The 20,401-nt window shown below is 67.9% G+C and carries 17 protein-coding genes; 11 read left to right on the forward strand and 6 right to left on the reverse strand.

The annotated features are described in order from the left end of the window. Positions 1-9 precede the first annotated feature (9 nt). Both AB1281_RS20630 and AB1281_RS20635 read right to left on the reverse strand, forming a co-directional pair. On the reverse strand, positions 10-336 hold the full coding sequence (locus AB1281_RS20630) for a helix-turn-helix domain-containing protein (RefSeq protein WP_430346851.1): 327 nt from the start codon (positions 334-336) through the stop codon (positions 10-12). Between the two features lie 207 nt (positions 337-543). Continuing rightward, positions 544-4,230, reverse strand: a complete 3,687-nt coding sequence (locus AB1281_RS20635; RefSeq protein WP_430346852.1) for an indolepyruvate ferredoxin oxidoreductase family protein — start codon at positions 4,228-4,230, stop codon at positions 544-546. 169 nt (positions 4,231-4,399) lie between these two features. Between AB1281_RS20635 and AB1281_RS20640 the strand changes: the two genes are divergently transcribed. Further along, positions 4,400-5,035, forward strand: a complete 636-nt coding sequence (locus AB1281_RS20640) for a tetratricopeptide repeat protein (protein ID WP_049444419.1) — start codon at positions 4,400-4,402, stop codon at positions 5,033-5,035. Between the two features lie 594 nt (positions 5,036-5,629). Here AB1281_RS20640 and AB1281_RS20645 read toward each other — a convergent pair. Further along, entirely contained in the window at positions 5,630-7,114 is a 1,485-nt protein-coding gene (locus AB1281_RS20645) for an AAA family ATPase (protein ID WP_005420987.1), read from the reverse strand. A 123-nt stretch (positions 7,115-7,237) separates the two neighbouring features. Between AB1281_RS20645 and AB1281_RS20650 the strand changes: the two genes are divergently transcribed. The 9 genes from AB1281_RS20650 (at position 7,238) to AB1281_RS20690 (ending at position 16,203) form a co-directional block, all read left to right on the forward strand. Then, positions 7,238-7,867: a ParA family protein gene (locus tag AB1281_RS20650; protein WP_010487235.1), complete on the forward strand. Its 630-nt coding sequence runs from the start codon at positions 7,238-7,240 to the stop codon at positions 7,865-7,867. A 38-nt stretch (positions 7,868-7,905) separates the two neighbouring features. Continuing rightward, the gene (locus AB1281_RS20655; protein ID WP_014035499.1) at positions 7,906-8,382 is read left to right on the forward strand and encodes a SixA phosphatase family protein; all 477 of its coding nucleotides are present in this window, start codon (positions 7,906-7,908) and stop codon (positions 8,380-8,382) included. 4 nt (positions 8,383-8,386) lie between these two features. Then, positions 8,387-9,004 (forward strand): YceI family protein, encoded by a 618-nt coding sequence (locus AB1281_RS20660; RefSeq protein WP_430346853.1) that lies wholly within the window; start codon positions 8,387-8,389, stop codon positions 9,002-9,004. Beyond that, entirely contained in the window at positions 9,001-11,058 is a 2,058-nt protein-coding gene (locus AB1281_RS20665; RefSeq protein WP_430346854.1) for a phospholipase D family protein, read from the forward strand. Before AB1281_RS20660 ends, AB1281_RS20665 begins: the two co-directional genes overlap by 4 nt. Positions 11,059-11,068: 10 nt before the next feature. Next, on the forward strand, positions 11,069-11,503 hold the full coding sequence (locus AB1281_RS20670; RefSeq protein WP_430346855.1) for a hotdog fold thioesterase: 435 nt from the start codon (positions 11,069-11,071) through the stop codon (positions 11,501-11,503). A 118-nt stretch (positions 11,504-11,621) separates the two neighbouring features. Beyond that, positions 11,622-12,413 (forward strand): lysophospholipid acyltransferase family protein, encoded by a 792-nt coding sequence (locus AB1281_RS20675; RefSeq protein ID WP_430346856.1) that lies wholly within the window; start codon positions 11,622-11,624, stop codon positions 12,411-12,413. 52 nt (positions 12,414-12,465) lie between these two features. Continuing rightward, positions 12,466-13,455, forward strand: a complete 990-nt coding sequence (locus AB1281_RS20680) for a YheT family hydrolase (RefSeq protein ID WP_042359058.1) — start codon at positions 12,466-12,468, stop codon at positions 13,453-13,455. A 56-nt stretch (positions 13,456-13,511) separates the two neighbouring features. Next, on the forward strand, positions 13,512-15,581 hold the full coding sequence (locus tag AB1281_RS20685; protein WP_430346857.1) for a tetratricopeptide repeat protein: 2,070 nt from the start codon (positions 13,512-13,514) through the stop codon (positions 15,579-15,581). Positions 15,582-15,591: 10 nt separating this feature from the next. Continuing rightward, a complete protein-coding gene (locus tag AB1281_RS20690; RefSeq protein WP_430346858.1) occupies positions 15,592-16,203 on the forward strand; it encodes a YbhB/YbcL family Raf kinase inhibitor-like protein in 612 nt (203 codons plus the stop codon). Between the two features lie 75 nt (positions 16,204-16,278). Here AB1281_RS20690 and AB1281_RS20695 read toward each other — a convergent pair whose 3' ends face one another. From AB1281_RS20695 to AB1281_RS20705, 3 genes are all read right to left on the reverse strand, one after another. Next, positions 16,279-16,737 (reverse strand): META domain-containing protein, encoded by a 459-nt coding sequence (locus AB1281_RS20695; protein WP_430346859.1) that lies wholly within the window; start codon positions 16,735-16,737, stop codon positions 16,279-16,281. Between the two features lie 121 nt (positions 16,738-16,858). Then, entirely contained in the window at positions 16,859-17,686 is an 828-nt protein-coding gene (locus AB1281_RS20700) for an META domain-containing protein (RefSeq protein ID WP_430346860.1), read from the reverse strand. Between the two features lie 73 nt (positions 17,687-17,759). Then, the gene (locus tag AB1281_RS20705) at positions 17,760-18,554 is read right to left on the reverse strand and encodes an undecaprenyl-diphosphate phosphatase (RefSeq protein WP_110710690.1); all 795 of its coding nucleotides are present in this window, start codon (positions 18,552-18,554) and stop codon (positions 17,760-17,762) included. A 223-nt stretch (positions 18,555-18,777) separates the two neighbouring features. Here AB1281_RS20705 and glnA point away from each other — a divergent pair, with 223 nt between their 5' ends. After that, positions 18,778-20,187: a type I glutamate--ammonia ligase gene (gene glnA, locus AB1281_RS20710; RefSeq protein ID WP_004153533.1), complete on the forward strand. Its 1,410-nt coding sequence runs from the start codon at positions 18,778-18,780 to the stop codon at positions 20,185-20,187. Positions 20,188-20,401 lie beyond the last annotated feature (214 nt).

A 20,401-nucleotide genomic window follows, 5' to 3' on the forward strand; every position in this document is an offset into this window, starting at 1 on the left:
AAGAGGCTTTCAGAGATCCTTGCTGCGGTTGCGACGATCGACTGGCACAACCGCCCTGCGACGTTCATCCGGGGCCAGTCGGTTGCCATCCACGATAGTGTCGATATCGGGCAGCGCTAGAGGCATTTCCGACGAATCAGCAACGGATGCCTCGCCCTCGACGTTACCAACGCCCAGTACCAGGCCGAGGACATTCAGCGTCCGCAGCACAAGTTGCAGTTCGGCCCGCGGCTTGCCTTTCTCCATTTCGATGACCCACTGCCGGCTCACTCCCACGCGCTCGGCCAGCTGCGCCTGGTCCCAGCGCAGTGCCTTGCGACGTTGGCGGATGACCACGCCCAGGTCTCGGGAAGTTCGGAGAACGCTCATTCCACAAATGTATGCGCTCGCCGACACTTAAGCAAAAGTCAGTGATCGTTAACATTCTACGAAATGTCAACGAGCGCTGACTACGCTCAGAATGTCAGCGTTCGCTGCCACTGCAGCCGAGGAAGCGTGCTACAGGGCTGCCGGCCAGCGGCCGGCACTACCTGTTTCGCGGCGTTACGCCACCTGCACGATGTGCAGCGCCTTCGGATTGCGCCACTGCGCCAGCAGGGCGGCTTCGCGCGCTTTGGCCTGCTCGAAATGCGCTTCCTTGACGTGGCCGAAGCCGCGGATGTGCTCGGGCACGCTGGCGATTTCCACCGCCAGCGCCAGGCGGTCGTCATCCAGGCCGTCCAGCAGCACCTGCACGGTGGCCTCGTAATCGCCGATCAGCTTGCGCTCCATGCGGCGTTCCGCGGTGCGCCCGAACACGTCGAAGCGGCCGCCACGCAGGAACTTCAGCCTGGCCAGCAGGCCGAAGGCCTTGAACATCCACGGGCCGTATTCCTTCTTCAGCAGCCGGCCCTGCTCGTCCTTCTTGGCGAACAGCGGCGGCGCCAGGTGGAAGCGCAGCTGGTAATCGCCCTCGAACTGCTGCTGCAGGCGGCGCTGGAAGTCGCCACTGGTATACAGGCGGGCCACTTCGTACTCGTCCTTGTAGGCCATCAGCTTGAACAGGTAACGGGCCACGGTCTCGGTCAGCGCAGTGGAACCGCCGATGCGGTCGGCTTCGGCGGTGCGCACGCGCTCGACCAGGCTGCGGTAGCGGTTGGCGTAGGCAGCGTCCTGGTACTCGACCAGGAAGGCGGCGCGGCGCTCGATCATTTCATCCAGCGAGCGCGACAGGCGGGCGTCGTCCAGCGGCAGGAACGCAACATCGCCACCGTGCGAGGGCAGGCCACGCAGTTCGCGTTCGTCGCCGGTATTGCGCGGCGCCGCAGTGGCGCCCCATTCGTTGCCCTCCCACTCGCCCGGCGGCAGCGGATGCAGCGGGCCCGGGGTGGATTCGGTATCGGTGTGGCGGTTGCGCACCAGGCCGGCCGCCTGCTGCACGGCCTGCGGGTCGACCACGGCCAGGCGGCCCCAGGCGAAGGCCTGCTGGTTCATCGCCACGGCTGCGCCATTGAGTTCGATGGCGCGCATCAGTGAATCGAACGACAGCGGCACCAGGCCCTGCTGCCACGCATAGCCCAGGATGAACAGGTTGGCGGCGATGGCATCGCCCAGCAGTGCGGTGGCCAATTGGGTGGCATCGAGCAGCAGCGGCTCCTGGCCGCCCAGCGCCACGCGCACACCGGCCACGATATCGGCGGCGGGGAACTGCATGTCCGGGCGGGTGGTGAAAGTGCCCGGCATCGCTTCATAGGTGTTCAGCACCACCTGCGAACGGCCGGCGCGCACCTTCGACAGCGCCCAGTAATCGTTCACCACCACCATGTCGCAGCCCAGCACCAGGTCGGCCTCGCCGGCGGCGATGCGCACGGCGTGGATGTCTTCGGGGCGACGGGCAATGCGGATATGCGTGGTCACCGCGCCGCCCTTCTGCGCCAGGCCGGTCTGGTCGAGCACGGTCGCGCCCTTGCCTTCCAGGTGGCCGGCCATGCCCAGCAGCGCACCGATGGTCACCACGCCGGTACCGCCGACGCCGGTGATCAGGATGTTCCAGGGCTGCTCCAGGCTGCCGCGGAGGGACGGTGCCGGCAGGTTGTCCAGCAGCGTGGAGGCGTCGCGCTTGCTGCCCTTGCGCGGCTGTCCACCGTGCACGGTGACGAAGCTCGGGCAGAAGCCGTTCACGCAGGAATAGTCCTTGTTGCAGTTGGACTGGTCGATCTCGCGCTTGCGCCCGAACTCGGTTTCCTTCGGCAGCACCGACACGCAGAAGCTCTTCTTGCCGCAGTCGCCGCAGCCTTCGCAGACCAGCGAATTGATCAGCACCCGCTTCTGCGGATCTTCCAGCTTGCCGCGCTTGCGGCGGCGGCGCTTCTCGGTGGCGCAGGTCTGTTCGTAGATCAGGATCGAAACACCCTTCACCTCGCGCAGGCGCTTCTGCACGTCATCCAGTTCGCTGCGGTCGTGGAACTCGACGTCGCTGGGGAAGTGCTCGCGCTGGCTGGTCCACTTGCCGATGTTGTCCGACAGCACCACGATGGTGTGGATGCCTTCGGCGCGCATCTGCCTGGCGATGTCCGGCACGCTCAGCGGGCCGTCCACCGGCTGGCCGCCGGTCATCGCCACCGCATCGTTGTAGAGGATCTTGTAGGTGATGTTGACGCCGGCCGCGACCGCCTGGCGGATCGCCAGCGAACCGCTGTGGAAGTAGGTGCCGTCGCCGAGGTTCTGGAACACGTGCGGGGTATCGGTGAACGGCGCCTGCCCGGCCCAGGTCACGCCTTCGCCGCCCATGTGGGTGAAGGTGTCGGTGCTGCGGTCCATCCAGGTCACCATGTAATGGCAACCGATGCCGGCCAGCGCACGCGAGCCTTCCGGCACGTTGGTGGAGGTGTTGTGCGGGCAGCCCGAGCAGTAGTGCGGCACGCGCGGGAAGCTGGCGCGCGGCAACGCAAGCTCGGCTTCCTTTTCCTGCATCCACTGCAGGCGCTGCTCGATCGACTCGTTGTTGAAGAACTTCTGGATGCGGCGGCCGATCACGCCGGCAATGGTGGCCGGGGTCAGCTCGCCGGTGGACGGCAGGATCCATTCGCCGCTCTCGTCGTACTTGCCGACGATCGACGGGCGCTGGCCCCAGCTGGCCGGCCAGTTGAAGAACTGCTCCTTCATCTGGCGCTCGATGAAGGCACGCTTCTCCTCCACCACGATGATGTCTTCCAGGCCCTGCGCGAAGCGCGCGATGCCCTGCGGCTCCAGCGGCCAGGTCATGCCGACCTTGTACACGCGGATACCGATGTCGGCACACGCCGCTTCATCCAGGCCCAGGTATTCCAGCGCCTGCAGCACGTCCAGGTAGCTCTTGCCGGTGGTGACGATGCCCAGCCGCGCGCGCGGCGCGTCCATCACCACCTTGTCGATGCCGTTGGCGCGGGCGAACGCCTGTGCGGCCTTCACCGCATAGCGGTGCAGGCGCATTTCCTGGTCCAGCGGCGGGTCCGGCCAGCGGATGTTGAGGCCGCCCGAGGGCATTTCGAAGTCTTCCGGCAGCACGATGCGGCGCGCCATCGGGTCGACCTCGACCGAGGCCGACGATTCCACCGTTTCGGCAATCGTCTTGAAGCCGACCCAGCGCCCGGTATAGCGGCTCATTGCCCAGCCCAGCAGGCCCATGTCGAGGATGTCCTGCACGCCGGCCGGATTCAGCACCGGCATCATCGCGCTGACGAACTCGTCCTCGCTGCCATGCGGCAGGGTTGAACTGCGGCAGGCATGGTCATCGGCGGCCAGTGCCAGCACGCCGCCGTAGCGCGAGGTGCCGGCGGCATTGGCGTGCTTGAACACGTCGCCGCAGCGGTCCACGCCCGGGCCCTTGCCGTACCACATGCCGAACACGCCCTGCACGTTTGCGCCGGGGAACAGGTTGGTCTGCTGGGTGCCCCACACCATGGTGGCGCCCAGGTCCTCGTTCAGGCCGGGGGTGAACTTCACCTTGGCCGCGTCCAGGTGCTTGCGCGCGCGCCACAGTTCCAGATCGAAGCCGCCCAGCGGGCTGCCACGGTAGCCACTGACGAAGCCGGCGCTGTCGATGCCTTCGTGCGCGTCGCGCAGCCGCTGCATCAACGGCAGTTTCACCAGCGCCTGCACGCCACTCAGGTAGATCCGCCCCTCGTTGCGGGTGTACTTGTGGTCGAGCGTGTAGTCACGGTCGATCAGGTCGGCGGAAGAGGGCGAAGTGAGTTGCGCGGTACTGGTCATGGCTGGCCCGGTCAGGATCGGCTGGCACCGGCCGCGTGCAGGCACGCGGCGGGAAAGGCGCGAATTGTAGCAGCGAGGCCCTTCCGCCCCGGCACTCGCGCCGGCGGCCATGCTGGGGTTAGGATCGGGGAGAGAGAGGGAGGCTGCGGTTGCGGCCTGGGGAGAAGGGATGTCAGTTGCAGGAAAGATCCTGGGCAGCATGCTGCTGGTCTCGGGAACGGCCCCGGTGTGGGCCGCGCCGGCGGTGCCGGCACCACAGGAGTTCTACTTCGACAGCGATGCGGCCGCCGTGCCGATGGTCGTGGTCCAGTCCGACGGTGATGAACTGGTGGCACAGCTGCTCAAGCAGCGCGAGCGCGGCCGGCGTACCGTGGAGGCCACCGTGCAGCTGGCGTCGGTGGCCATTGCGCAGGGCCGCACCGAACTGGGTGAACAGCTGTATCGCGAAGCGCTGAAGGATGCGCCGGTGCAGGGCAGCCTGGGCCGTGGCGTGCGCTGGAATTACGGTTGGGACCTGCTGCGGCAGGGCCAGGCCGAGGCAGCGCTGGAGCAATGGCAGGCCGCCGCTGGTGGTTCGCTGAGCAAGCCGGGCTGGTTGCCACCCACCTATGCGCTGGCGCTGTGGCGGGCCGGGCAGAAGCAGGAGGCGGTGCAGTGGTATGCCGCAGCGGTGCGTACCGAGCCGACGCAATGGAGCGACAGCAGCCGCTATGCGCAGTTGTTGCCGTTGTGGCGTGACGACGAGCGGGCCTCGCTGGCGGAAGTGCAGCAGGCCTGGGCGGCCGCCCCGCCGGCCTGGCCCTGAGGGAAGGGGGGCGGCCGGGTTGCACCCGGCACCCGCAGAGGCAATGGCTGGAGCAACAGCAACAGCAACAGCAACAGCAACAGCGGGCTTCCTGTGGGATGGCGGGGCACTGTGGGTTTGCGGGGACGCCGTGAACCCATCCATGGGGGCTTGGTCGCCGCATCCATGCGGCTCACACCCCGCAAACCCACAGTGCCCCGCCTTCGACAGGTTCCGGCAGCTGTTGGTAGGTGTCGACCTTGGTCGACACGATAGATCCACGCCATGCGTGGATGCGATCTGCCAGGGATAGAAATCGAACTGGGGTCGGATCCGTTTTTCAGAGGAAAACGGATCTGACCCCATGCCCTCAAGAGCGGCCAGCCAAGCGCTTTTGCTTTTGCTCTTCTACTTTCTTCTACGTGGCTGGACGCCCCGGGAACTGTCAGAGGCCGGGCGGGTAGGCTGTGCAGGGGCGTGAGCCGCATGGATGCGGCGATCGAGCTTACAGGGACGTACTTGCAGCGCCCCCTGCGCAGCCTACCCGCCCGGCCCTACCCGGCATCTGCGTTGAGCGACCAGCCACGAGGGGCTGCGCCGTTCGCTGGAAACCCCTCAATCGTCCGCGGACACCGTCCGACCCGACGCCCATGCCCGCAGTGCCTCCACCTGCTCGGCCATCAGCACCGACAGCGGCCGCGTCGCACGGATCTCGTTCATCAGCAGCTCGGTATCCAGCGGCCGGCCTTCGGCGTGCGCCGCATACAGCCCGGCCACGATCGCCTGCTCGATCTCGGCGCCGGAAAAACCATTCGCCGCCGCCGCCAGCGCCGGCAGCGCGAAGTCGTCGCCATTGAGCTGGCGTCGCCCCAGGTGCAGCCGTAGCAGTTCCACGCGTACTTCGGGGGTGGGCAGGTCGACGAAGAAGATCTCGTCGAAGCGACCCTTGCGCAGCAGTTCGGCCGGCAGCTCGTGTACCTGGTTGGCCGTGGCGACGATGAAGACGGGCGCCTTGCGCTCTGCCATCCAGGTCAGCAGGTAGCCGAGCACGCGGCGCGATACGCCGCCGTCCTCGCCACCGCTGGCCAGGCCCTTCTCGATCTCGTCCATCCACAACACGCAGGGCGCCAGCTGCTCGGCCGAGGCCAGCGCCTGGCGCAGGTTGGCCTCGGTCTCGCCGTGGTACTTGTTGTACAGCGCGCCCACGTCCAGGCGCAGCAGCGGTACGCCGAAGCCGGCGGCGGTGGCCTTGGCCAGCATCGACTTGCCGCAGCCCTGCACGCCCAGCAGCAACATGCCGCGCGGCGGGTCCAGGCCGGCCGGTGCCGAGCCGGCGATGAAAGCCACCCGGCGCTGGCTGATCCAGCGCTTGAGCCGGTTGGCACCGGCCACGTCGCCGAAGCGCGCGCTGTCATGCTCGAAGAACAGGTGGCCGCTGCGGTTGAGCAGCTCGAACTTCAGCCGCGCCAGCTGCGGCAGGTCGTCGTCGCGCAGCGCGCCGTCGGCGTAGATCAGCTGGCGGGCGATGCGGCGGGCATCGACCAGGCTCAGGCCCTGCAGGTTCTTCAGGATCTTCTTCACCGCCTCGCTGTCGACCTCGACGCGGCGGCCGCCGTGCTCACGCGCATAGGCGTCGGCCTCCTCGCGCAACATCTTCAGCAGGGCGTTGGCATCGGGCAGGCGCGGGTTGAAGCGCACCGCCAGCGCTTCCAGCTCGGCCGGCAGCTCGACCTTGGCGCCGATCAGCACCAGCACGTGCGGCTCGCTGTGGCGGCGCTGGATCAGGTCGCGCAGCGCGCGCTGGTGGCTGGCATAGCCCAGGTAGGGGTGGAAATCGAGCAGCAGGTAGACACCCCGCTGGTCGGCCTGGCGGATCATCTGCAGGGCGGCGCTGGCATCGGGCGGACCGACCGGCGGGTCCTCGCGGTCCAGGTCGATGCGACGCAGGCCCTCGGTGATGGACCAGCGGTGCAGGGCCCGCCACACGTGCATCAGTGTCTGCCGGAACAGCTCGACGATGCGGCCCTCATCCTGGGTCTCGATCACGATCAGGGGGGTATTGGCGCGGATCAGTGCGCTCAGGTCCTGCAGTTCGCTCATGCCGGTTCGATCCTTCGGGGGCGCCACGATAGCAAAGGCGATGGCCACTGGTTCAGCACGGTGCTACCTCCCGTCACCACCGCCGGTGTACGCTCGGGGCACGTACCCGGAAGCGAGGCTGGCATGAAGACGATCCTGGTGGCCGGTTCCAAGGGCGGGGTGGGCAAGACCACCGTCGCCACCCACCTGGCCGCGTACGCGGCATTGCAGGGCAAGGCCACGGTGATCGCCGATGCCGACCCGCAGGGCTCCAGCACCCGCTGGGCACAACGGCGTGCCGGGCTGGAAAGTGCGGTGCTGCCCATCGATGTGTATCGGAAGAAGCAGTGGGCGCAGAAGCTGCCGGACGGTACCGATACCGTCATCATCGATGCACCAGCCGGTGCGCTGGCCGACGATATCCCCCATTTCCTGGACGCGGCCGACGCCGTGGTGGTGCCGGTGCTGCCCTCGGCACTGGATATCGAAGCCATCGTCGGCTTCCTCAACAGCCTGGCCCAGAACCCGCGCGTGCACAGCCGCAAGCTGCCGGTGGGGCTGGTCCTCAACCGTACCAAACCCTGGACCCAGACCTCGCAGCAGGCGCTGCAGATGCTGGGCGAGTGGCCGTACCCGGTGGTCGCGCAGCTGCGTGACAGCCAGAGCTACGTGGTCATGACCGGCCTGGGCCGCAGCCTGTTCGACTACCGCTCGGCCCAGGTGCGCGAGCACCAGGCCGACTGGGAGCCGCTGCTGTCCTGGTTGAAGCTGTAACGCTGCACGTCTCCACCCTCTTTTCATGGAAACCCGCGATGCGTGAACTGATCCTGCTGCGCCATGCCCATGCCGAACCCGCCGTTTCCGGCCAGGCCGACCTCGACCGGCCGCTGTCGCCGGTAGGGCTCGCCGAGGCCGAAGCCGCCGGCAAGTGGTTGAAGGAAAACAACCTGCTGCCCGACTGCGTGCTGTGCTCGCCGTCGCGACGTACCCGCGAGACCCTGGAAGCGGTGATGACGGCCATCGGCTATGTCGAAAAGCGCCTGGAAGACCGTATCTACGAAGCCACCCCGGGCACCCTGGCGGCGCTGGTGGACGAGCGTCGTGACCTGGACCGGGTGTTGATCGTCGGCCACAACCCGGGCCTGGAGCAGCTGGTGGCCCTGATGACCGACGGCACCAGCAGTGACTATCGCGGCATGCCGCCGGGCGGCGTGGCCGTGCTTGGCTTCCCGCGCGAGGCCTCGATCGAACCCGGCGTGGCCAGCCTGAACGCGTTCTGGTGGCCGTGATCCGATGAGCCTGGCGCGGCGCAGCCGCTTCCTGCTGCCCGCGTTGCTGGCGCTCGGCCCGGCCTGGGCCGCGGCGCCCCCACCGACCCCGTTGCCGCCCGTGTCCGCCGAAGCGCCACGGGTATTGCGCCTGGATACCCAGCGCTCGCGGATCGGCTTCGAGGTGCGCACCCGCTTTGGCCAGCGCATCGAAGGCGTCTTCCCGCACTTCGAGGGGCGTATCGAGATCCTGTCCGATGGCCGCCACCAGGTGCACCTGAAGATGTTCACCCGTTCGGTGGAGATCCCCGGCAAGGCGCGCTATACCGGCTGGATGCGTGGCGAGGAGTTCTTCGATGCCGGGCGCCATCCGGTGGTCGAGTTCGACTCGCTGCCATACTGGCCGGAGACCGTGGAAGAGGGCGGCGACATCAATGGCCGGCTGACCCTGCGCGGCATCAGCCACCCCGAGTCGCTGCAGGTCGAGAAAGCGGAGTGCGCCCGACCCGGCTATGATTGCGACGTCGTCAGCCGCGGTACCGTGCAGCGAGGCCGGTATGGAATGGACAGCTGGCAGCTTGCCTTGAGTGACCGAGTGACCTTCGTATTGCGTGCGCGCCTGAGCGAGGCGCCGAAACCGTGAACCTCCTGCTGCGTGTACTGGCGCTGGCAACCGTGTTGCTGGGCAGCGGTTGTGCATCGCTCTCGCATGCCGAGCGTGACCGCGCCGAAGCGATCGCCGTGCAGGCGCGCTCGACCGACGTCGACTGCCAGCGCGCCGACCGCTGCGCGCAGGACTCGCCGCTGCGTGCGCTGGCCGGGCGGGCGTTCACCGAATCCACCCCGGAACAGCCGCGCCACTACGCCACCCTGCTCGACGAGGGCGAGGGCGCCCTGGTGGCGCGCCTGAACCTGCTGCGCAGCGCCACCCGCAGCATCGACCTGCAGACCTACATCTTCGACAAGGACGACAGCGCCCGGCTGGTCATCGACGAGCTGCTGGCCGCGTCGCGGCGCGGGGTGAAGGTGCGGGTGCTGATCGACCAGCTCTCGGCGATTTCCGACCTGCAGATCCTCGGCGCGCTGTCCGGCGCGCACCAGAACTTCCAGCTGCGGGTCTACAACCCCACCTTCGGCAAGGCCCGGCTGAACTACTTCGACTATGCCGGCAGCGTGCTGTGCTGCTTCCGCCGCTTCAACCAGCGCATGCACAACAAGCTGCTGGTGATCGACGATGCGATCGGCGTGGTCGGCGGCCGCAACTACCAGGACGACTATTACGACTGGGACCGCGAGTACAACTTCCGCGACCGCGACGTGCTGATCGCCGGCCCGGAGGCGCGAGCGATGGCGGCCAACTTCGATGCCTTCTGGCGCGCCAAGCGCAGCGTGCCGGCCGAGCGCCTGAACGATGTCGGCCGCACCCTGCTGCGCGAGGGCGTGCCGACCCTGCCGCCGGCCAGCTTCCGCCGCCCCGAGCGGGTGCAGCGGGTCAGTGCCGAAGCCAACGACATGGACTTCGTCAGCCGTTCCTTCGTCGATACCGCGTTGCCGGTGGCCTCGGTGCGCTATGTCGCCGACCTGCCGCGCAAGCACCGGCGCGAGAAGGCCGATGCGCCGCTGGCCGGACAGCACGTGACCGAGCCGCAGCTGGATGCGCTGATCGCCGGCGCGCAGAAGGAAGTGATCCTGCAGACGCCGTACCTGGTGCTGTCCAAGCCGGCGCAGAAGCTGTTCCGCGAGCTGCGCAAACGACCGCAGCCGCCGCGCGTGGTGGTGTCCAGCAACAGCCTGGCGGCTACCGACAACCCGATCGTCTATGCGCTGTCGTACAAGTACAAGCGGCGCAACATGCGCGAACTGGGCTTCAACATCTTCGAATACAAGCCGTTCCCGCTGGATGCACCGGTCGATTACCGCAACCTGCTGCCCGACCCGATCGCCGCGCCCGAAGGCGACGACGACGGCGGGCGCAACCCGCTGATCGGCGGCAGTGCTGCCGGCAGCAATGCCGGCGGCAGCCGCGATCGCGATGAGCCGCCGGCGCCCACCGGCAAGCAGGGCCCGGTGAACCATCCGCGCACCGGCAGCGCCTACCAGAACGCGCGCGAGCGCCGCCGCGCGGCCGGCAGCGAGGTCGAAACGCGCCTGCTGCGCACCGAGACCCGTCCCTCGTTCCTGGGCAGCAAGGCGGTCAACAAGCCGTTGCCGGTCACCCGCAAGGGCGCGCGCATGGGCCTGCATGCCAAGTCGCTGGTGGTCGATCGCCGCATCGGCGTGGTCGGTACCCACAACTTCGATCCGCGCAGCGAGAACTACAACACCGAAGGCGCGGTGATCATCGACGACCCGGCCTTCGCCGAGCAGCTGGCCGAAAGCATCCTGCGCGACACCCATCCGCAGAACTCGTGGACGGTGGCGCCGCGGGCCAAGCCGCCGGTGCTGTCCGGGCTCAACTACAGCGTCGGCAAAGCCTCCGAGGCACTGCCGATCCTCGACTTCTGGCCGTGGCGCTATGCCACCGACTACGAGTTCAAGCCCGGCCCTGACTGCCCGCAGCCGCTGCCGCGGCAGGACCCGGGCTTCCACCGCTGCTATGTCGCCGTGGGCGACTTCCCCGAGGTCAATGTCGGCCCGAAGTGGCTGCTGGTGCGCATGCTGACCGCATTCGGCGCTGGCCTCGTTCCCATCCTCTGAAGGTGCCCGCATGACCCAGGTGTTCCGCGAAGCCGTTTCCCTCGAGCAGCTCAACACGCTCAGCCACAACACCGCGATCGAGTCGCTGGGCATCGTCTTCAGCGCGGCCGGTGACGACTGGCTGCAGGCCACCATGCCGGTGGACGAGCGTACCCGCCAGCCCTACGGCATCCTGCATGGCGGCGCGTCGGTGGTGCTGGCCGAGACCCTGGGCAGCAGCGCCGGCAACCTGTGCGTGGATACGGCAAAACAGATCTGCGTGGGCCTGGAAATCAACGCCAACCACGTGCGTGCGGTGCGTTCGGGCACGGTCACCGGCACCGCCCGCGCGCTGCACGTGGGCCGCAGCACCCAGCTGTGGGAGATCCGCATCGAGGACGGGCAGGGCCGGCTGGTGTGCATCTCGCGGCTGACCCTGGCGGTGGTGGCGGCCGGCCACGGCTGAGTCCCGGACGGCCGGTGACGGCAGCGGAACCCAGCGTTCCCTGCCGATTGCCCCGGTCGATGGGGGTTATGGCCTAAATCGGCTGGCAGCGATGACGGCCCTCCGGTATCGTGCGCGGATGACTTCCCCCACTCCGGCCCCCCGTGGCGGCGTGGCGCGTGTGTGCCGTTACCTGTACCGCGTACCGCTGCTGTTGGTCCACATCCTCGTGTTCCTGCCGCTCATCCTGATCGGCATGCTTCGGCCGTGGGGCGAACTGCGCGTGGGCGAAGCGACCTTCGGTGCCAAGGTGGTGAACTGGTGGCAGGGCGGGCTGATGTGGATCTTCGGCTTCCGCCTGGTGCAGATCGGCAGGCCGTTGCCCGGTGCCGTGCTGTTCGTCGCCAACCACGTCAGCTGGGTCGACATCTGCATCCTGCACAGCCAGCGCATGATGGGCTTCGTCGCCAAGCGCGAGATCGCCAGCTGGCCGCTGGTCGGTTGGCTCGCTGCGCGCGGGCAGACCATCTTCCACCAGCGCGGCAACACCGAATCCCTCGGTGGCGTGATGCAGGTGATGGCCGATCGCCTGCGCGAAGGCAAGGCGGTGGGCGTATTCCCGGAAGGGCGTACCCGTGGTGGCCACGAAGTGGGCCCGTTCCATGCCCGCATCTTCCAGGCCGCGGTTGAGACCGGCGTGCCGGTGCAGCCGGTGGCTCTGGTGTACGGGCTCAAGGGCGATGCGCAGACCATTGTCGCGTTCGGCCCCGGCGAGAGTTTCTTCGCCAATTTCCTGCGCCTGCTCGGTGAGCCGGCGCGGCGTGCGGAAGTGCATTTCCTGGCACCGATCGGTGCGCAGGACCTGGAAGGCCGTCGGCGCATCGCGGAGACTTCGCGCGCGCGCATCGTGGCGGCCATGAGCACGCAGTGAGGGTGCGGTGGCCCTGATCCCGCCACCCGTCCTGGACGCCGGCACGCCGACGCTGCATGCGGCTGACTACCAGCCACCGCGCTGGCTGCGCAATCCGCACCTGCAATCGATGCTCAGCTCCAGCCGCATGCGCCTGCAGCGCGGCCTGCTGTTGCTGGCCGCGACCGGCGCGATCAGCGAAGAACTGATCCTCGACGGCGGCGACGGCGTGCGCCTGCAGGGCTGGCACAGCCATGTCGAAGGCCGCGAACCGAAAGGCATGGCCCTGCTGCTGCATGGCTGGGAAGGCAGTGCCGAATCCAGCTACATGCGCATGGCGGCCGCGCGCATGCTGGAACAGGGCTTCGACGTGGTGCGCCTGAACTTCCGCGACCACGGCAACACCCATCATCTCAACCCCGGCATCTTCCATTCCAACCTGATCGACGAAGTGGTGCATGCCGCCGGCGATATCGCCCAGCGCTGGCCGCAGCTGCCGCTGGTGGCCGCCGGTTATTCGCTGGGCGGCAACTTCGTGCTGCGCCTGGCCCTGCGCGCGCCGGCCGCTGGCGTACCGCTGCTGCGGGTGGCGTCCGTATGCCCAGTGCTGGACCCGGCGCTGACCATGGAAAGCATCGAGAACGGCCCGGCGATGTACGACTGGTACTTCCGCCGCAAGTGGGCCGGTTCGCTGCGGCGCAAGCGCGACCTGTTCCCCGAGCTGAGCGACTGCGACGACCGCGTGCTGAAGCTGGACATCCGCGCGTTGACCGCCTGGCTGGTCGAACGCCACACCAGTTTCGGCTCGTTGCAGGCCTATTTCGATGGCTACTCGATTGCCGGCGATCGCCTGTCCACGCTGCAGGTGCCAGCCGACATCCTGATGGCGCAGGACGACCCGGTGATCCCGTACGCGACCTTCAGCGACTGGCAGCTGCCGCGCCAGGCGCACCTGGAAACCGCCTGCTGGGGAGGCCACTGCGGCTTCCTGGAAAACTGGCGCGGTGACGGTTTCTCCGAGCGCTGGGTGGCGCAGCGCCTGCAGCGCGTGCTGCAAGGCTGAACCGGCACGGGCGCGCAGGCCGCTACAATGCGGGTTTGCCCTTGAACCGGACCGCCATGCAAGACCAGATCATCCAAGCGTTGCGCCAGAACGAGGCCGACCAGGCCGTGCAGCTGGCCCAGGCGTGGACCCGTGATGAACCCGGCCAGGCCGAGGCCCACCGCTGGCTGGCGCTTGCGCTGCAGCAGCAGGGCAAGGCCGAGGACGCGATGCAGGCCCTGCAGCAGGCGCTGCAGCTGGCCCCGGACAATGCCCAGCTGCACCTGCAGCACGCCGGCCTGCTGCTGGCCCTGCGCCAGTTCGACGGCGCAGGCGAGGCACTGACGCGCACCACCGGGCTGGACCCGAACGCATTCGCTGCCTACCTGATGCAGGCCCACCTGGCGATCGGCCGCAACGATTTCGATGAAGCGCAGCGCCTGTCTACCCTGGCCTCGCGTGTCGAACCGGACCACCCGGAACTGCTGACCATCGACGGCATGATCGCGCTGCGCCGCGATGATGCCGATCGCGCGCTGACGCTGCTGTCGGCCGCCAACCAGGCCCAGCCCAACGACATCCGCGTGCTCTACGCACTGGGCTTCGCCTACCTGGGCAAGAACATGCTGGCCTTCGCCGAGCAGGCGTTCCGCCGCGTGCTGGAACTGAACCCCACCATTGCCTCGCTGCATGGCCTGGTGGTGCAGCTGGCCATGCGCCAGGGCAACCTGGACGCTGCCGCCGAAGCGATGCAGATCGCGCTGCAGCAGCAGGGCCTGGATACGCCGTCGATGCGCCGCCTGGCCGGCGAACTGGCACTGCGCAGCGGCCAGCCGCTGCAGGCGCTGGAGCACCTGCTGCCGTTGCTGGAGTCGCTGCCTGACGACCGCGACGTGCTGCAGCTGCTGCTGATGTCCTGGCAGCGCCTGGGCCGCGAAGACGAGGCCCGCGCACGCCTGGATGCCGCCCTGGAGCAGCACCCGCAGTTGCATGACCTGTGGCTGGCACGCCTGGCGGTGGAAGAGGTCGGCAGTGCCACCGCCGCCGCCACGGTCGAGCGCTGGATGGACGCGATGCCGGGCCACCTGCCGGCGCTGGAAGCGCGCCTGCGCCTGCACGACATGGTGGGCGAACACGCGCAGGCCGAAGCGATCGCCGAGCGCATCGTCAGCCTCGAACCGGGCCGCGTCAGCGGCGAAACCCGCCTGGTCGAAGGCCTGCTGCAACGTGATCCGGCCGCCGCGGTCGCCCGCGTGCAGGCGCTGATCGACATGGCACCGGAAGGCCACCGCGCCGACCTGCGCACCTGGCTGGGTGAGATCCAGGATCGCGCCGGGCAGCACGAAGACGCGCTGCAGACCTGGCTGGCACTGCAGGCCGACCAGGCCTCGCAGCGCCTGCCGCTGCCGCCGCAGGCCAAGGCGCCGCCGAGCTGGCCGGACAAGGGCGAGATCGACGGCGATGCCACCTCCGCGCCGATCTTCCTGTGGGGCGCGCCGGGGTCGGGCGTGGAGCGCGTGGCGACCGGCCTGGCTGCGGCCAGCCCGGTGCTGCGCAGCGACCGCTATACCTCCAACGCGCCTGACGACGCCTTCCAGAACTACCACACGCTGCAGGACCTCGCCTCCGGCGTGCTGACCCCGGAGCGGCTGGTGCAGCGCTGGCGCGAACAGCTGCCGTCGCGCGGCGTGCAGGACGACGCGATCATCGACTGGCTGCTGTGGTGGGACAACGCGCTGCTGTGGGCGTTGCGCCCGCAGCTGCCGCAGGGCCGCCTGCTGGTGGTGCTGCGTGATCCGCGCGACATGCTGCTGGACTGGGTGGCCTACGGTGCGGCTGCACCGCTGGCGATCACCTCGCTGGCCGAAGCCAGCGAATGGCTGGCGCGCGCGCTGGCCCAGGTCGCCGCGCTGCACGAGGACGACCTGTACCCGCAGGTACTGCTGCGCATCGACCAGATCGGCAACGATCCGCAGGCGATGGCCGATCTGCTGGGCCGCCTGTTCGAGCGGCCGATGCCGCCGGCCGCGCAGCTGGGCGCGCCGCGCTTCCCGCCGGGCCACTGGCGCAACTACCGCGACGTGATGAGCGCCGCCTTCGCCAAGCTCACCCCGATCGCGGTGCGCCTGGGTTACCCGGAAGAGTGAGGACACGCCGATGCAACTGAGCAGCCACAGCCTGACCAACGGTGCACCGATCGACCGCGAATTCGCCGCCGGCGATGCCGCGGGCTTCGCATCGGACCGCAATCCGCACCTGGCCTGGAGCGATGTGCCGGAGGGCACCCGTTCGTTCCTGCTGGTGTGCGTCGATCCGGACGTGCCGACCGTGCCGGAAACGGTTGGCCGCACCGACATGAGCGTGCCGCGCGACCAGCCGCGCTGTGATTTCGTGCATTGGGTGATGGCCGATATCCCCGCTTCGGTGCACGAGATCGCCGCAGGCAGCTGCAGCGACGGCTTCGTGGTGAAGGGCCGGGCCACCCCGGCCGGCCCGGCCGGCAGCCGCCAGGGCCTGAACGACTTCACCGGCTGGTTTGCCGGCAACCCGGACATGGCCGGCGACTACCTGGGCTACGACGGCCCGTACCCGCCGTTCAACGACGAGCGCGTGCACCGCTATTTCTTCCGTGTGTTCGCGCTGGACGTGGCCTCGCTGCAGCTGCCGGCACGCTTCACCGCCGCCGCCGCCTACCGCGCCATGCACGGCCACGTGCTGGCCGAGGCCGCACTGCATGGCACCTACACGTTGAACCCGGCGCTGGGCTGAGCGGCACACCGGGTAGAGCCGGCCAGCGGCCGGCTCTACCTACCATGAAGAAGGGCGGCCTTTCGGCCGCCCTTTTCATTCGTCCGTACCGGATACCGGCGCGAACTCCAGCACATCGCCATGTGCGTTGCGCAGCAGCAGGCGGCCACGCCCATCCAGCGCAAGTGTCATCTCTGCGCGCGCATTCACCACCGTCCCGGCGACACGTTCCTGTTCGGCCACCTCGGCCCGGATGCAGGCGGCTGTGGTGATGACGCCGCCCTCAAGAACCAGCCGGTCACCTTGCAGGTGATAGGTGCTGCTTGACTGGTTGCACAGGTTCAACTGGCTCATGTAGCCGGGCTGGAAGCGCAGCGTGTAGGGTGGGCGACCACGGACGAACAAGGCATCGATGCGCCGGCCCTGCGCGTCGGTGGCGCGCGCCAGTTGCCACCGGTGTGCCTCGAGCTGATCGGTGCTGGGCGTGCTGGCAGCGGCCACATCCGCAGACAGGGCCAGCAGCGCAGCAATGATGAGGGCGGGGACGTGCTTCATGCCGATCTCCCGATGCGCTTTTGTAGAGTCGAGCCATGCTCGACTGAACGTAGTAGCAGTCGAGCATGGCTCGACTCTACAGAACGAAGAAGGGCGACCTCGCGGCCGCCCTTCTGTAGTTTTATTTCTTCTCGATGGCCGACTCGACCACCATGTCCAGCACGTACGCCTGCGACGGCGCATCGGCCGGCGGGTTCTTCACTTCGTAGCGCTTCACGCGCACTACGTTGCGCACGCCGTCTTCGTGGGTGTAGCCCTCGATGTTGCCGTAGAAGTTCTCGAACTTGCCCGGCTCACCCTGCTTCAGGCCCTTGTCGTCGAACTTCACTTCGCGCACCTGCAGGCACTGGTAGTCCGGGATCAGCGGGTGCGAGCACTTCTCGGTCTTGGCGGCCACTTCCAGGAACACGGTTTCGCCGGCGCCGCCATAGCGGGTTTCAGCGGTCGGCTCCGGGTTGAACACCAGCACGTCGCCCTTGGCATTGGTCAGGGTCAGCTTGCCATCGGCATCCTGCTCGGCCTTCAGCTCGCCCTGCAGGCGGCTCGACACGGCCTCGTCCAGCGCCATCAGCGCCTTGTCGGTGCAGGCCATCAGGGTCGAGGCCATCGCACTGACCGTCAGCTTGCCGTCGGCCAGGGTGTAGCCACCGCCCATGCGGTTGCAGGTGTTGCTGACCGACAGGCGGCCATCAGCGAAGTCCAGGGTGACCGGCTTGTCTTCGCGGGCAAACAGCGCGTCGATGCGCTTGCCGTCGGCGCCGGTGGCCTTCTGCAGCAGCCAGTGCTGGCTCTGCAGGCGCTGCGCATCCAGGTGCGCCAGCGTCTGCTGGTCTGCTGCCTTGGCCGCGGCCGGGGCCACGTCGTCGCCGCCGTTGCCGGCCGGGGCCGGGGTCTGGCTGCAGGCGGCCATCAGGGCCAGCGGGAGGAGCAGGGTGAGCTTGCGGTTCATGGTGATTCTCCTTGGGGAACCGTGGGGGAAACGGGGTGGGGCCGGCAACGGGGTTACCGTGCCCCGGCGCTGTTCAGCTGCCGGAGGGCAACCACAGCAGCAGCGCCGCGCCCAGCGCGATGCGGTAGATCGCGAAGGCGGTGAACCTGTGCGACTTGATGTAGCCCATCAGCCACTTCACTACGACGAAGCCGGTGACGGCCGCGGCAAGGAAGGCCACGCCCACGTCGGTCCAGTTCTCGCTGCCCAGCTGCCCGGCCTTGGCCATTTCCAGGAACGTGTAGGCGCTGGCAGCGAACATGGTGGGAATGCCGACCAGGAACACGAACTCTGCGGCGGCGGCACGACGGCTCAGGCCCAGCAGCATGGCCAGGAAGATCGCCGAGGCCGAGCGCGAGGTGCCGGGGAACACGCCGGCCACCACCTGCGCCAGGCCGACGCCGATCGCCACCGTCCAGGTCACCTGGTCGCGGTCGGGCAGGCGCGCGGTGTAGGCCTCCACCAGCAGCATCCAGACACCACCGATGATCAGCGCCCAGGCCACCGGGCTGACCGTTTCCGGCAGCGACCAGCCGGCCTTGCGCACCACCAGGCCGACCACCGCAGTGACCAGGAAGGCGGCGCCCAGCTTGAACACGTACTCGCGGTTCTCGCGCTGGTTGAAGCCGGTGGCCAGCTGCAGCAGGCGCTGGCGGAACACCAGCACCACGGCCACGATCGCGCCGGCCTGGATGACGATGTTGAAGAAGTCCGAGCGGGCCCCCAGCCAGTGCTGGGCGATGAGCAGGTGGCCGGTGCTGGAGATCGGCAGGAATTCGGTGAGGCCTTCGAGGATGCCCAGCAGCAGGGCAGAGAGCAGGTCGGACATGGACGGTGCGTGCACGCGCGGCGGAAGGAAGAAGGTCGAGAGGATAGACGATCCCTGCTGCACCAAACGGGTGCGTCTGGTGACGGGCGCACCCGTTTGGTGCGCACGGTTCTGCACCGCCACGGGGCGCCCTTTTTGAAATCAATAACTTGTGGCCTTCGAAAAGTTGGCACGGTCGTTGCTGTACCTCAGCAGGCATTCATCCCCATCCGAGGTCGTACCGATGTCCGTGGAAAACGTAGAAAAGCTGATCAAGGACAACCAGATCGAGTTCGTCGACCTGCGCTTCGTCGACATGCGTGGCGTCGAGCAGCACGTGACCTTCCCGGTCAGCATCGTCGAGCCGTCGCTGTTCGAAGAAGGCAAGATGTTCGATGGCAGCTCGATCGCCGGCTGGAAGGGCATCGCCGAATCGGACATGGTGCTGCTGCCGGATACCGCCAGTGCCTACGTCGACCCGTTCTACGCCGATCCGACCATCGTGATCAGCTGCGACATCCTCGACCCGGCCACCATGCAGCCGTATGGCCGTTGCCCGCGCGGCATCGCCAAGCGCGCCGAGGCCTACCTGAAGTCCTCCGGCATCGCCGAAACCGCGTTCTTCGGCCCGGAGCCGGAATTCTTCATCTTCGACTCGGTCCGCTTCGCCAATGAAATGGGCCACACCTTCTTCCAGGTCGACTCGGAAGAAGCGGCGTGGAACAGCGGCGCCAAGTACGACGGCGCCAACAGCGGCTACCGTCCGGGCGTGAAGGGCGGCTACTTCCCGGTGCCGCCGACCGACACCCTGCACGACCTGCGCGCCGAGATGTGCAAGACCCTGGAACAGGTCGGCATCGAAGTGGAAGTGCAGCACCACGAAGTGGCCACCGCCGGCCAGTGCGAGATCGGCACCAAGTTCAGCACCCTGGTGCAGAAGGCCGATGAACTGCTGCGCATGAAGTACGTGATCAAGAACGTCGCGCACCGCAACGGCAAGACCGTCACCTTCATGCCCAAGCCGATCGTCGGCGACAACGGCAGCGGCATGCACGTGCACCAGTCGCTGTCCAAGGGCGGCACCAACCTGTTCTCCGGTGACGGCTACGGCGGCCTGAGCCAGCTGGCGCTGTGGTACATCGGCGGCATCTTCAAGCACGCCAAGGCCATCAACGCCTTCGCCAACTCCGGCACCAACAGCTACAAGCGCCTGGTGCCGGGCTACGAAGCACCGGTGATGCTGGCCTACTCGGCCCGCAACCGTTCGGCTTCGTGCCGCATTCCGTGGGTGTCCAACCCGAAGGCGCGCCGCATCGAAATGCGCTTCCCGGATCCGATCCAGTCGGGCTACCTCACCTTCACCGCGCTGATGATGGCCGGCCTGGACGGCATCAAGAACCAGATCGACCCGGGCGCACCGAGCGACAAGGACCTGTACGACCTGCCGCCGGAAGAAGAGAAGCTGATCCCGCAGGTCTGCTCTTCGCTGGACCAGGCGCTGGAAGCGCTGGACAAGGACCGCGAGTTCCTGAAGGCCGGCGGCGTGATGAGCGATGACTTCATCGACGGCTACATCGCGCTGAAGATGCAGGAAGTGACCAAGTTCCGCGCGGCCACCCACCCGCTGGAATACCAGCTGTACTACGCCAGCTGACCGGGGGCGATGGCGGTGGGCATCCCCCTCCCACCCGCCGCCATCGCACCCGTTTTCGCGGCTGGGGAGCCGCGGTCAGATCGGGGTCGGATCCCGTTCGTTTACGAACGGGCTCTGACCCCTGATCCAGGGGCAAGAGAGAGACCGGATACGCGACCAGGGCCGCCCTCCCTCCCGCGTCGGTCGTGCAAGGAGAGAGGCACGGCCGTCCCGG

It is taken from the genome of Stenotrophomonas sp. NRRL B-14846, assembly GCF_050473585.1.
Classification (GTDB): Bacteria; Pseudomonadota; Gammaproteobacteria; order Xanthomonadales; family Xanthomonadaceae; genus Stenotrophomonas.

Excerpts from the sequence above, each read along its gene's own strand:
- AB1281_RS20695 (WP_430346859.1), bottom strand. The coding sequence starts at position 16,737 with ATGAAGCACGTCCCCGCCCTCATCATTGCTGCGCTGCTGGCCCTGTCT.
- AB1281_RS20705 (WP_110710690.1), bottom strand. The coding sequence starts at position 18,554 with ATGTCCGACCTGCTCTCTGCCCTGCTGCTGGGCATCCTCGAAGGCCTC.
- AB1281_RS20655 (WP_014035499.1), top strand. The coding sequence starts at position 7,906 with ATGCGTGAACTGATCCTGCTGCGCCATGCCCATGCCGAACCCGCCGTT.
- AB1281_RS20675 (WP_430346856.1), top strand. The coding sequence starts at position 11,622 with ATGACTTCCCCCACTCCGGCCCCCCGTGGCGGCGTGGCGCGTGTGTGC.
- AB1281_RS20670 (WP_430346855.1), top strand. The coding sequence starts at position 11,069 with ATGACCCAGGTGTTCCGCGAAGCCGTTTCCCTCGAGCAGCTCAACACG.
- AB1281_RS20645 (WP_005420987.1), bottom strand. The coding sequence starts at position 7,114 with ATGAGCGAACTGCAGGACCTGAGCGCACTGATCCGCGCCAATACCCCC.
- AB1281_RS20635 (WP_430346852.1), bottom strand. The coding sequence starts at position 4,230 with ATGACCAGTACCGCGCAACTCACTTCGCCCTCTTCCGCCGACCTGATC.
- glnA (WP_004153533.1), top strand. The coding sequence starts at position 18,778 with ATGTCCGTGGAAAACGTAGAAAAGCTGATCAAGGACAACCAGATCGAG.
- AB1281_RS20690 (WP_430346858.1), top strand. The coding sequence starts at position 15,592 with ATGCAACTGAGCAGCCACAGCCTGACCAACGGTGCACCGATCGACCGC.
- AB1281_RS20660 (WP_430346853.1), top strand. The coding sequence starts at position 8,387 with ATGAGCCTGGCGCGGCGCAGCCGCTTCCTGCTGCCCGCGTTGCTGGCG.
- AB1281_RS20685 (WP_430346857.1), top strand. The coding sequence starts at position 13,512 with ATGCAAGACCAGATCATCCAAGCGTTGCGCCAGAACGAGGCCGACCAG.
- AB1281_RS20650 (WP_010487235.1), top strand. The coding sequence starts at position 7,238 with ATGAAGACGATCCTGGTGGCCGGTTCCAAGGGCGGGGTGGGCAAGACC.
- AB1281_RS20640 (WP_049444419.1), top strand. The coding sequence starts at position 4,400 with ATGTCAGTTGCAGGAAAGATCCTGGGCAGCATGCTGCTGGTCTCGGGA.
- AB1281_RS20700 (WP_430346860.1), bottom strand. The coding sequence starts at position 17,686 with ATGAACCGCAAGCTCACCCTGCTCCTCCCGCTGGCCCTGATGGCCGCC.